Below are 12,228 nucleotides of genomic sequence, written 5' to 3'. Positions count from 1 at the left end.
TCCGTTATGACTTCACCTATCCGCCTGACGAAACTGGCCAAGCGGGCCGGTTGTGCCGCCAAGCAACCACCGGGCTACCTGTTTTCCCTGCTGGGACAGCTTCCACCGCTCCGCGATCCGCAGGTGCTGGTGGGCAGCGCCACGGCCGATGACGCCGCCGTGTACCGGCTGACCGACGATCTGGCGCTCGTGCTGACAACGGACTTTTTCACGCCCATCGTGGACGACCCAACCGACTTTGGAGCCATCGCCGCCGCCAATGCGCTCAGCGACGTGTATGCCATGGGCGGCACGCCACGGGTGGCGCTCAACCTGGTCGGTTTTCCCGATGACCGGCTGCCACCGGAGGTTCTCGGCGACATCCTGCGCGGCGCAGCCGCCGTGGCGGAAGCGGCCGGGGTCAGTATCGTCGGCGGTCACACGATCAAAAGCGAAGAACCCATCTACGGGCTGGCCGTAGTCGGTACAGTTGCGCCCGACCGGATGCTGACCAACGCCGCCGGACGACCGGGCGACTGGCTGGTACTGACCAAACCCATCGGGGTGGGCGTCATCACCACGGCCGCCAAAAACGACGTGGACACGCTGGGCGCCATCGGTGAAGCCATCCAACTGATGCGGATCCTCAACCGTGCGGCCGCCGAAGCCGCCTGCGCCGTCGGCGTCCGGGCAGCGACGGATGTCACCGGCTTCGGGCTTCTGGGCCACCTGCGCAATCTGGCTTATGCCAGTGGTTGCGCGGCAGAAGTTGACCTGACGGACGTTCCCATCCTGGCGGCGGCGCGACACTATGCGGCGGAGGGCATCGTTCCCGGCGGCACGCATGCCAACCGGCGTTTCCTGCAGGACTGGACGACCTACGCGCCGGAAGTGACCGAAACCGACCAACTGCTGCTGTGCGACGCGCAGACTTCGGGCGGTCTGCTGCTGGCCGTTGCGCCGGAAACAGTAGAAGACCTCGTCAGAGAGCTGAAGCGCCGCCAGACGCCCTGCGCCGCCCGGATCGGCCGCCTGGCAGCCGGGACGCCAGGGCGGCTGACCGTCCACCGCTCATAATGCGCGGCATCAAGCCCTGGCTCAGGGTCGGGGCGACGGCACGTTGCACCAATGAAGCACCAAACGAAAAGGGACGCACCGGCAAAGGGCGCGTCCCACAGATTTTTGGCTTTGGGCGTACTCAGCGCCCGGTGCGGTGACTACCAGCCGCCGCGGCCATAGCCGCTACTCTGCTCTTCACACGGGCAGGCTTCAGGCCAGGCAACGCCGGGTGAAGCTAATCCGTTACTGTCAAGGTGATCTCCACTGGGCTACCGATAATAACCCTATCCATGATGCTGTCCGAACCACCCTGCCCGTCGGGTCGCCTGACATCTATGATTCTTACCTCAAGCACATAGTTCCCGGCCCTATTGCTTGAGACAATGTTGAACATCTTCGTGGTAATGTCTCCCGGCACCAATCGAACGCCGATTATTCGGTCGCCAAAAGTGAGGTGTCCTTCGCTTGGTCGATCCAAGATATTGACTTCCAAGACCGCAAAATCCTCAGACTGAAGCCCTGCCAGTGAGGCCCTAACAGTCACATCAAGATCGGTGGAGTCAATGTTGACCTTGATGGGATTTTTGGTAAACCTCAGCCTCCTGATAGCGACCAGCGGTTTTACCTGGAAGGTGACATCCCTTGCTCCCAGAAACAGCGTACCTGACCGCATCGTGCGAAACGGACCGTGCCCCGAAAATACCGTGCAGTACCAAGGCCCCCAGCCCCAACCGCCCAGCAGCGCCCGCTGAAAGTTCCAGGGGTCAAGGTAACAACCACAGCACCCACAGAAAGGATCATAAATATCCAGCCGTAGGCTGTACTCCCCGCGCGCCCCGTAGGTCGTCAGCCCCTCCTGCCCCACCATCTGCACGATGACCGACACCGTCCCATCGCCGTCGGTGTCCTCGGCACTCTGGCTCGCCAGCGGGTTTCCGTTCCCGTCGCGAAGGCTGCACGTCACCCGCCCCATATACCAGTCCTGCGCTGCGTAATCGAGTTCAGTCGTGGCCACCCCCGTCACAAGGTTCGTCTCAGGGTCGTAGCTGATGAGCACCGAGCCGGTGACAATAGACTCTCCCGCCTGTGTCGTCAGGTTGCCCGTTCCAGAACCGTCCTCAACCGGCTGGTGCCTCTGAGTACCGCCTGCGCTCAGCCCGGCGGCAAAAGGCAGCAGAACCCGCTGCTCAAACTCCTCCCACGCCCGCGGCCCAAAGGCTGCCCGCAACCGGTCACGGTAACGCAGCACCACCGCCTCCCGCTCCCGCTGCAATGCGAACAGTTCCGCTGATGGCGGCAGCGGCTGCTGTCCCGCCCGCAGCTTCCCGTCAGGATAGTTCGCCCGCCGCGCCGCAAGGATTACCCGCGCCCGTGCATCCACCGCCCGCACCGCCTGCTCACACGCTGCCGCCAACCGGTCGAGGACCACCCCCTGCTCCACCTCCAGGCCCGCTTCCTGTTTGAACGCGCGCCGCAACGCCTGCGCCGCCTCCGTCCGCCCAGCCCGTTCCGCTTCCTCCGCCTGCTCGTTGAGCAGAAAAACCGTGTGAAACAGCGTGCGGTAAAGCTGCGGCTCATGGACGAAGCCGGATGCCTTCCGGTCAGACGGACGCTCCACCTGCGCGTTGGTGCTGAAGCCGGGCGGCACCCCCAGCATCAGCACAACAACCACAAGGGCCACAACCCCGGCGACACAGCGGTGTTTTCCGGTCACCTTCAACATCGGATTGACCTCCTTCTGAAAGCGTGATGGCCTTTCCGTCAGCAGGGAGGCACCCTTCATAACCGGCGCCGTGACTCCCGAAACCAGGCATACCTGCCCGCCAACATTGCACTTCCGGGAGAAGCTGTTTCAGAATCAATAACACCTTTGGCAATGTCAACAAGGCTTCAGGTTTTTCCTGTCTTTTTGCCAATCCGTCATGACCTTCCCCATTCGCCTGACCGGGCTGGCCAAACGGGCTGCCTGTCTTCCCGGCCGGAACGGCATGCGACCTGCCAGCCCCAGGCCCGGGGTACGGGCGACGGCACGTTGCACCAATGAAGCACCAAATGAAAAGGGACGCACCCGCGAGGGCGCGTCCCACAGATTTTTGGCTTTGGGCGTATTCAGCGCCCGGTGCGATGCTTACCAGCCGCCACGACGGTTGCCGCCACCATAGCCGCTACTCTGCTCTTCACGGTTCCGTTACGGTCAAGGTGATCTCCACTGGGCTACCGATAATAACCCTATCCGCGATGCTGTCCGAACCACCCTGCCCATCGGGTCGCCTGACATCTATGATTCTTACCTCAAGCAAATAATTCCCAGGTGGTGCGATTGAGAGAATAGTGAACCTCGCGTCGGTATAACCTCCTGGCACCAATTCAACGTCGTCCGTTACTCCCGGTGGGTAGGCAAAACTGACTTGTGGGTTGCTTGGTCCAGTGATGAGATTGACTTCCAAGACCGCAAAATCCCTATCCTGAAGCCCTGCCCGTGAGGCCCTAACAGTCACATCAAGATCGGTGGAGTCAAAGGTGGCCCTGATGGGATTTTTGGTAAACCTTAGCTGCCTGACAGCGACCAGCGGTTTTACCTGAAAGGTGACATCCCTTCCTCCCAGAAACAGCGTACCCGACCGCATCGTGCGAAACGGACCGTGCCCCGAAAATACCGTGCAGTACCAAGGCCCCCAGCCCCAACCGCCCAGCAGCGCCCGCTGAAAGTTCCAGGGGTCAAGGTAACAACCACAGCACCCACAGAAAGGATCATAAATATCCAGCCGTAGGCTGTACTCCCCGCGCGCCCCGTAGGTCGTCAGCCCCTCCTGCCCCACCATCTTCACGATGACCGACACCGTCCCATCGCCGTCGGTGTCCTCGGCACTCTGGCTCGCCAGCGGGTTTCCGTTCCCGTCGCGAAGGCTGCACGTCACCCGCCCCATATACCAGTCCTGCGCTGCGTAATCGAGTTCAGTCGTGGCCACCCCCGTCACAAGGTTCGTCTCAGGGTCGTAGCTGATGAGCACCGAGCCGGTGACAATAGACTCTCCCGCCTGTGTCGTCAGGTTGCCCGTTCCAGAACCGTCCTCAACCGGCTGGTGCCTCTGAGTACCGCCTGCGCTCAGCCCGGCGGCAAAAGGCAGCAGAACCCGCTGCTCAAACTCCTCCCACGCCCGCGGCCCAAAGGCTGCCCGCAACCGGTCACGGTAACGCAGCACCACCGCCTCCCGCTCCCGCTGCAATGCGAACAGTTCCGCTGATGGCGGCAGCGGCTGCTGTCCCGCCCGCAGCTTCCCGTCAGGATAGTTCGCCCGCCGCGCCGCAAGGATTACCCGCGCCCGTGCATCCACCGCCCGCACCGCCTGCTCACACGCTGCCGCCAACCGGTCGAGGACCACCCCCTGCTCCACCTCCAGGCCCGCTTCCTGTTTGAACGCGCGCCGCAACGCCTGCGCCGCCTCCGTCCGCCCAGCCCGTTCCGCTTCCTCCGCCTGCTCGTTGAGCAGAAAAACCGTGTGAAACAGCGTGCGGTAAAGCTGCGGCTCATGGACGAAGCCGGATGCCTTCCGGTCAGACGGACGCTCCACCTGCGCGTTGGTGCTGAAGCCGGGCGGCACCCCCAGCATCAGCACAACAACCACAAGGGCCACAACCCCGGCGACACAGCGGTGTTTTCCGGTCACCTTCAACATCGGATTGACCTCCTTCTGAAAGCGTGATGGCCTTTCCGTCAGCAGGGAGGCACCCTTCACAACCGGTGCCGTGACTCCCGAAACCAGTACACCCGCCGGCTGACGTTGTGCTTTGGAGAAAACCTGTTTCAACCTAACCACCACCTTTGGCAGCGTCAACAAGACTTCAGGTTTTTTCTGTCTTTTTGAAAATCCGTCATGACCTTTCCCATTCGCCTGACCAAGCTGGCCAAGCGGGCCGGTTGCGCTGCCAGGCAACTGCCGGGCTATCTGTTTTCCTGGCCGGGACAGCCTGCGACCCGCCAGCCTCGGGCCTAAAGTACGGGCGACGGCACGTTGCCCAAACGAAGCACCAAATGAAAAGGGACGCACCCGGCAAAGGGCGCGTCCCACAGATTTTTGGCTTTGGGCGCATTCAGCGCCCGGTGTGGTGCTTACCAGCCGCCACGACGGTTGCCGCCACCATAGCTGCCGCTCTGCTCTTCACGCGGGGTGGGCTTCAGATGGGGCAAAGTCTGGGTGAGGCTAGTTTGCCGTCAACGGCGGGTCAGTCACAGCCCCAGCATTAACTGTGACCCTGTTGAGAATACTGTAGGAGCCACCCTGTCCGTCGGGTCGCCTGACATCAACAACTGACACCCCGAATCGGTACTGCCCGGGTTTGCTCACGGAAAGCGTGAATCTTCCGGTACTCAGGTCGGCTATGTTCAGTGGAACGTTGACATTTGTCCCCGAAATAAAGTTCACAGAGGCCCCCGGCGGTTTTGACGATACGCTGATGGCCAGTACCGCAAAATCCCCAGGCTGAATCACATCTGCTGCTGTCCTGACTTCAACGTCCACGTCAACATGGGTGTGATCAGTGGCTGCAGTAATGGGATTCGCCGTAAACCTCGGATTCCCGGAAAGAACCAAAGCCCTTTGAAGGGGGGCTGTCAGTCTCCCCAGAAACCTGTTCCACGTCGGTCTCCATTGGAGTGGACCACGCCCACGATACCAGGCATAGTACCCAAGGATTCCAGTGCCGGCCGAAACCCCAGCCGGATAGTCCCAGTAGTCAAGATAACGACCAATTGTGTCCTGAACAACCAGCCTCAACTTGTAGCTGCCCTCTGCCGAGTATGCCATCCCGGCCTGCCCCACCGTCTGCACGATGACCGACACTACCCCATCCTCGTCGGTGTCATAGGCACTCTGGCTCACCAGCCGGTTTCCGTCCCCGTCGCGGAGGCTGCACGCCACCTGCCCCACATACCAATCCTGCGCTGCGTAATCGAGTTCAGTCGTGGCCACGCCCGTCACAAGGTTCGTCTCAGGGTCGTAGCTGATGAGCACCGAGCCGGTGACAATGGACTCTCCCGCCTGCGTCGGCAGGTTACCCGTTTCAGAACTGTACTCAACAGAACCGTCCTCAACTGGCTCGTACCTTTGAGCACCGCCAGCTCTCAGCCCGGCGTCAAGAGGCATCAGTACCCACCGCTCAAACCGCTCCCACACACTCCGCCCAAAGGCTTCCTGCAACTGGTCACGGTAACGCAGCACCACCGCCTCCCGCTCCCGCTGCAATGCGAACAGTTCCGCTGACGGCGGCAGCGGCGGCTGTCCCGCCCCCAGCTTCCCATCAGGATAGTTCGCCCGCCGCGCCGCCAGAATTGCCCGCGCCCGTGCATCCACCGCCCGCACCGCCTGCTCACACGCTGCCGCCAACCGGTCGAGGACCACCCCCTGCTCCACCTCCAGGCCCGCTTCCTGTTTGAACGCGCGCCGCAACGCCTGCGCCACATCCGTCCGTCCAGCCCGTTCCGCTTCCTCCGCCTGCTCGTTGAGCAGAAAAACCGTGTGAAACAGCGTGCGGTAAAGCTGCGGCTCATGGACGAAGCCGGACGCCTTCCGGTCAGACGGACGCTCCACCTGCGCGTTGGTGCTGAAACCGGGCGGCACCACAAGCATCAGCACAACAACCACAAGGGCCACAACCCCGGCGACACAGCGGTGTTTTCCGGTCACCTTCAACATCGGATTGACCTCCTTCTGAATTGGAGAAAACCTGTTTCGATCTAATCACCACCTTTGGCAGGGTCAACAAGGCTTCAGGTTTTTTCAGTTTTTTTCAGTTTTTTTGCCAATCCGTTATGACTTCACCTATCCGCCTGACGAAACTGGCCAAACGGCCGGCTGCGCCGCCAGGCAACCGCCGGGCTATCTGTTTTCCCGGCCTGAACGGTCTGCGACCCGCCAGCTTCGGGCCCGGAGTAAGGGCGACGGCACGTTGCCCAAACGAAGCACCAAATGAAAAGGGACGCACCCGCAAGGGCACGTCCCGTAGATTTTTGGCTTTGGGCGTATTCAGCGCCCGGTGTGGTGCTTACCAGCCGCCACGGCCGTAACCGCCGCCACCGCGCCGGCCGCCACCGTTGTAACCACCGCGCCGGTTGCCGCCGCCATAGCCGCCATTCCGCTCTTCACGCGGGCGGGCTTCGTTGACTGTCAGCGTCCGTCCGTTGAACTCAGTGCCGTGGAACATCTCAATGGCCCGATTGCCATCTTCGGTTGAGGTGAACTCGACAAAACCAAAGCCACGTGAACGGTTCGTGTCACGGTCTTCGACGACCTGCGCCGATTCCACTGTCCCAGCCTTTGAGAAGTGGTCGCGCAAGTCCTCACTTGTGGTCTGAAAACTCAAATTACCAACATACAGCTTCATGGATGCGTTTTCCTCTTTCGGATGAAGAAACCCACGCCGGAAACGCACTCTGGAAACGGTGCAAAAGAGTGACGCACGGCTGACCGGCAAGCGGCGGATTTCGTAGTAACCTAAACCTTCCTATCTCTGACTATCCGAAACCGCCACGCCCAACACACTATCCGAAACGAGGCACGTCACCGTTGATGAGCAAGAGAAGGTGTACACTGCCTCCATCATAGGGGGCGTGGCTGGGAAAAGCAACGGTCGGCGACAGTTTTTCTGAAAATTGTTTTCCGGGATACGCCCCAGCCAGAAAGCCAGTGTGGGAAGTTGACACCGGATGCCAGGCACAGGGCAGCCACATCGGCATGGTAGAGTGTCACTGGCAACCTCATCCCAATGCCGTTTCAAGGAAAGCACCTATGTCAGTCAAAACGAATACGGAACTATCATCCCTTGCGGCGCTGCCGGATCAGTCGCGGGTCTGGATATTCACCACGGCGGTGCCTCTGACAGACGACCTGGCCGCACGGGTCGAAGCCGGTCTGAAAGCCTTTGTCGCCGATTGGATGTCGCACGGCCAGCAGGTACGTGGTGGCTTCGCCCTCTGCAACCGACGTTTCATCCTTGTTGCTGCCGATGAAACTGCCAACGATGTTTCGGGCTGCTCGATTGACAGCATGTTTCGTGCCGTACAGGCGGCTGTAGGCCGCGCTGGTGTGCCGTTGGCCGACACGGCCGACATTGCCTACCGCGGCCCGAATGGTGTCGAACTCGTTGACCGTCCCACCTTCCGGCGACTGGTGCGGGAAGGCGTCATCCGGCCCGACACCCTTGTGTTTGATGGCACCGTCCGTACGCTGGGGGAAGTGCGGGCCGGCCGCTGGGAGCGGCCGTTTGCCGAAAGCTGGCACGCCGAACACTTTGCCCCACCGGCCGTCGGAAGCAGCGTGCGGTAGGAAGTGCGGCTGGCAGGTATGTGGACTTCACTGCACCTTCTCGCCCTGGCCCTTGGGGTGCGTCCGTGGGAAGGACCACCACCTCCCGGATGGGAGCACCTGCCGGCAGCGACCTGCCAGCAGTTACAGCCTTTCTTTTCAGAGCTGGACCTTGGCCGGGATGTGCTCTGGCGCGTGGGTGAGCTTCCGTGGTGGGTTCGCCGCCTGGCGGTCGTGCCGCCCGTGGCCATCACCTTCGGCGCACTGGTCTGGGTTGTTCCAGGGTGTTATGCCCCCAGCACGCCAGCCGGATTGGAACTTATTGCCCACGAACTGACCCATGTCGTCCAGTACCGCCGCCATGGGTATTTCGGCTTCACGCTGCGTTATGGGCTGGAATTTCTCACCAACGTCCTGCGTGGCGACAGCCTGACTCAGGCTTACGAAAACATCACCTTTGAGGTGGAGGCGCGCACCCACGCTGCGGCTGTCGCCGGACAATACCTTTTCGTTTGACAAAGTGCGCCGGGTCTGAGTAGTCTGACGGCTGTTTCAGCCCGCGCCCAACAACAGCGGCAGAATTCGTGGCTGGAACGGTTTGCACGGGGCGTGGCTCAGCCTGGTAGAGCGCACGGTTCGGGACCGTGAGGTCGGAGGTTCAAATCCTCTCGCCCCGACCACATTTTTGTCGTCCACAGCACGAATTGCCGACCCGATGGTTGTGAGAGCAGGGACGCTCTGCGGCCATCGCCCTTTTGGCCTTAGCTTGCATACGGAACAGAAAATGGCGGTCATCGCACGACACTTTCGCATCACGGGGCGGGTGCAGGGCGTCGGTTATCGCTATTTTGTGCTGTGTGTGGCGCGTGAACTCGGTATCGTCGGATGGGTACGCAACCTTCCCGATGGAAGCGTCGAAGCCTGGGCCAAAGGGTCTCCGAATGTCCTGGAAACTTTCCAGCACGAGTTGAGTTTTGGCCCCTACAACGCCCAGGTGACTGGCATTGAGGTCACGGAAGCCGATGCTTCCATCAAATATGATGAGTTCCGTATCCTGCGGTAGTGGCGCTAATGGAAACGGACAATTGAGAATGGGCAATTAAAAATGCTTTATCCTGCCCTCTTAATTATTCTCCATCAAGCGCCGCCAGGCTGAATAGCATCCACACGCCGGAGAACTGCCTGACCAACGGCTTTTTGCAAAACGGCGGATGCGGGCGCTCTTTTGTTCGCAGCTTGAAGGCACTGGGTAGCCATGCATGGACTTATGGGGTAATTGTGGGTAGGTTTCAGTCCCACTGCGCAATGCCCTTCCCACCGGAGACCGCGATGGACGAGTTACGACGCCTGATTCGTGAGATTCCTGATTTTCCCAAGCCCGGCATTCTTTTTTACGACATTACGACCCTGCTCAAAGACTCCCGTGGCCTGAAGCTGGCCGTCAACCGGATGAGCGAAGCCCTGGCCAACCAACCTGTTGATGTGGTCATTGGTGTTGAGGCGCGTGGCTTCATCTTTGCTCCGCCGCTGGCTTACCAGCTTGGCGCAGGCTTTGTGCCTGTGCGGAAGCCCAAAAAGCTGCCCGGCGAAGTCGAGCGTATCAGTTATGACCTCGAATACGGTAGTGACACACTGGAAATTCACCGGGACGCCATCCAGCCGGGCCAGCGGGTCGTGATTGCGGATGACCTTCTGGCCACTGGCGGGACAGCCGCCGCCACCGCCGCGCTCGTGGAAAAGCTGGGGGGCGAAGTCGTCGGTTTGACCTTTCTCGTCGAGCTGACCTTCCTTGGGGGGCGTGAAAAACTCGCCCGGTATCCGGTTACATCCCTGCTCACCTACGACCGATAGGCACACAACGGCAGCCGCAGACAAAACCTGATGGCGTCCGGCTCAAGTCGGCCGGCGACGGAGTTTCGTACCACCATGACACGTCCACCCCTGCAGCGTCGGGTCTGGCCGGCACTGGCGCTCGCTCTTGCCTTCTGTGGACTTTTCAGCCTGCCGCTTCTTCCAGCAGTTGCCGCGCCGCCAGCTGCCGCCCGGCAGGCAACGCCACCCGAAACCTTTGACGTTGCGGCCCACTACACCAAGACTGAAGTCCGCATCCCCATGCGCGACGGCGTCAAGCTCTTTACCACCATTTACGCCCCGCGCGACACCTCGCGTCCCTACCCGATCCTTCTCAACCGGACGCCCTACAGTTGCGCTCCCTATGGCGACGCCTACCGGCAACGCATCGGCCCCTCGGACGAAATGATGCGCGAGGGCTATATCTTCGTGTTTCAGGACGTACGCGGGCGCTACATGTCCGAAGGCGAGTTCGTCAACATGCGCCCCCACAACCCGGCCAAGCGCGGGCAGGAAGTGGATGAGTCATCTGACACCTACGACACCATCGAATGGCTTATCCACAACGTTCCCAACAACAACGGCCGGGTTGGCATGTGGGGCATCTCCTACCCGGGCTTTTATGCCGCCGCCGGGATGATTGACGCTCATCCGGCGCTCAAGGCGGTTTCCCCGCAGGCGCCCATCGCCGACTGGTTCATCGGCGATGACATGCACCACAACGGCGCTTTCTTTCTGATTGATTCCTTCACGTTCTTTTCTTCCTTCGGCCAGGCCCGTCCTGAACCTACTACCAAAACGCCGCCCGGCTTCCGTTTTCCGACGCCCGATGCCTACCGCTTCTTTCTCGATGTCGGCTCGCTGCGGCACATCGAGGAACGGTACTTCAAGGGCAGCATCGCGTTCTGGACTGAAATGGCGGCGCATCCCAACTACGATGCCTTCTGGCAGGCGCGCAATCTTGTGCCGCACATGAGGCGTGTCGCGCCGGCGGTGCTGTTCGTTGGCGGCTGGTTTGACGCTGAAGACCTCTACGGCCCACTCAAGCTCTATGCCAGCACAGAGCGCCAGAACCCGACAGTGAAAAACGCACTCGTCATGGGTCCCTGGTTTCACGGCGGCTGGGCGCGCAGCGACGGAAGACGCCTCGGCCCGATTGATTTTGGACAACCGACTGCGGAATTTTACCGCCGCGAGATCGAAGCCAGGTTTTTCGCCCACCACCTGAAGGACGCACCCGATCCCGGACTGCCCGAAGCCTGCATCTTTCAAACCGGCTCGAACGAATGGCGGCGTTACGCGCAGTATCCACCCGCCGGACTCAAACCGGCCCGGCTGTACTTCCGGGCCAACGGCGAACTGTCGTTTGATCCGCCCCGGGAACCTTCCGGTGCTGACGAATACCTCAGTGACCCGCGCACCCCTGTGCCCTACACGAACCAGATTACAAACCGGCGCGGCATCACTTACATGACCGAAGACCAGCGTTTTGCTGCGGCACGGCCGGATGTGCTTACCTATCAGACGCCGCCTCTGTCGGCGCCGGTGACGATGACGGGGCCGCTGCGTGCCGAGCTGTTTGTCACCACGACGGCCACCGATGCCGATTTCATCGTCAAGCTCATAGACGTGTTTCCTGACGACACCCCGGACTTGCCTGACCTGCCGCCGGGCGTCCACCTGGGCGGTTATCAGATGCTGGTACGCGCTGAAGTCATGCGCGCCAGATTCCGGGACAGCTTTGAGCGCCCGAAGCCGCTCCGGCCGGGACGTGTCGAACGCATTGCCTTTGAGCTTCAGGATATTGACCACTGCTTCAAGCCCGGACACCGCATCATGGTACAGGTACAGAGTTCGTGGTTTCCCCTTGTTGACCGCAACCCACAGGTTTTTCTGGACAACATCTTTCAGGCGCGTGACAGCGATTTCCAGCCGGCGACGCACCGCATACACCGCAATGCCCGCCATGCCTCCGGTCTCAGTGTTTTCCTTGCCCCCTGAAACCGGACGCAGTGGCTGAAACCAACCGTTGGCACGC

General features: G+C 61.1%; 10 protein-coding genes and 1 tRNA gene. 7 read left to right on the top strand and 4 right to left on the bottom strand.

Features of this window, described 5'->3' with window-relative positions; translation table 11 throughout:
• Nucleotides 1-6: 6 nt before the first annotated feature.
• Nucleotides 7-1,056: a selenide, water dikinase SelD gene (gene selD, locus CABTHER_RS12075; RefSeq protein WP_014100936.1), complete on the top strand. Its 1,050-nt coding sequence runs from the start codon at nt 7-9 to the stop codon at nt 1,054-1,056.
• Nucleotides 1,057-1,273: 217 nt separating this feature from the next.
• On the opposite strand, the gene CABTHER_RS12070 is transcribed toward selD, so the two are convergent.
• The 4 genes from CABTHER_RS12070 to CABTHER_RS12055 form a co-directional block, all read right to left on the bottom strand.
• The gene (locus tag CABTHER_RS12070; RefSeq protein WP_014100934.1) at nt 1,274-2,821 is read right to left on the bottom strand and encodes a hypothetical protein; all 1,548 of its coding nucleotides are present in this window, start codon (nt 2,819-2,821) and stop codon (nt 1,274-1,276) included.
• A 394-nt stretch (nt 2,822-3,215) separates the two neighbouring features.
• Entirely contained in the window at nt 3,216-4,715 is a 1,500-nt protein-coding gene (locus CABTHER_RS12065) for a hypothetical protein (RefSeq protein WP_041569957.1), read from the bottom strand.
• Nucleotides 4,716-5,240: 525 nt separating this feature from the next.
• Entirely contained in the window at nt 5,241-6,731 is a 1,491-nt protein-coding gene (locus CABTHER_RS12060) for a peptidase associated/transthyretin-like domain-containing protein (protein ID WP_014100931.1), read from the bottom strand.
• A 349-nt stretch (nt 6,732-7,080) separates the two neighbouring features.
• Nucleotides 7,081-7,419: an RNA recognition motif domain-containing protein gene (locus tag CABTHER_RS12055; protein WP_014100930.1), complete on the bottom strand. Its 339-nt coding sequence runs from the start codon at nt 7,417-7,419 to the stop codon at nt 7,081-7,083.
• Between the two features lie 404 nt (nt 7,420-7,823).
• On the opposite strand from CABTHER_RS12055, the gene CABTHER_RS12045 reads away from it, so the two are divergent.
• The 6 genes from CABTHER_RS12045 to CABTHER_RS12020 all read left to right on the top strand — a co-directional run bounded on the left by CABTHER_RS12045 (nt 7,824) and on the right by CABTHER_RS12020 (nt 12,191).
• Nucleotides 7,824-8,360, top strand: a complete 537-nt coding sequence (locus CABTHER_RS12045; protein ID WP_014100928.1) for a hypothetical protein — start codon at nt 7,824-7,826, stop codon at nt 8,358-8,360.
• 18 nt (nt 8,361-8,378) lie between these two features.
• Nucleotides 8,379-8,855 carry an eCIS core domain-containing protein gene (locus tag CABTHER_RS12040; RefSeq protein WP_014100927.1) on the top strand — a complete coding sequence of 159 codons (477 nt, stop codon included), beginning with the start codon at nt 8,379-8,381 and terminating at the stop codon, nt 8,853-8,855.
• A gap of 87 nt (nt 8,856-8,942) precedes the next feature.
• A tRNA-Pro gene (locus tag CABTHER_RS12035) sits at nt 8,943-9,019 on the top strand.
• A gap of 104 nt (nt 9,020-9,123) precedes the next feature.
• Nucleotides 9,124-9,402: an acylphosphatase gene (locus CABTHER_RS12030; RefSeq protein ID WP_014100926.1), complete on the top strand. Its 279-nt coding sequence runs from the start codon at nt 9,124-9,126 to the stop codon at nt 9,400-9,402.
• Nucleotides 9,403-9,668: 266 nt separating this feature from the next.
• Nucleotides 9,669-10,190, top strand: coding sequence for an adenine phosphoribosyltransferase (locus tag CABTHER_RS12025; RefSeq protein WP_014100925.1), 522 nt, complete (start codon nt 9,669-9,671; stop codon nt 10,188-10,190).
• A 75-nt stretch (nt 10,191-10,265) separates the two neighbouring features.
• Complete coding sequence (locus CABTHER_RS12020; RefSeq protein WP_148264090.1) at nt 10,266-12,191, top strand: CocE/NonD family hydrolase; 1,926 nt, start codon at nt 10,266-10,268, stop codon at nt 12,189-12,191.
• Nucleotides 12,192-12,228 lie beyond the last annotated feature (37 nt).

Source organism: Chloracidobacterium thermophilum B (assembly GCF_000226295.1).
GTDB classification, from domain to species: Bacteria; Acidobacteriota; Blastocatellia; order Chloracidobacteriales; family Chloracidobacteriaceae; genus Chloracidobacterium; species Chloracidobacterium thermophilum.
The sequence above is the reverse complement of the archived record's forward strand: the minus strand, read 5'-3'. Positions and strand labels throughout refer to the sequence as shown.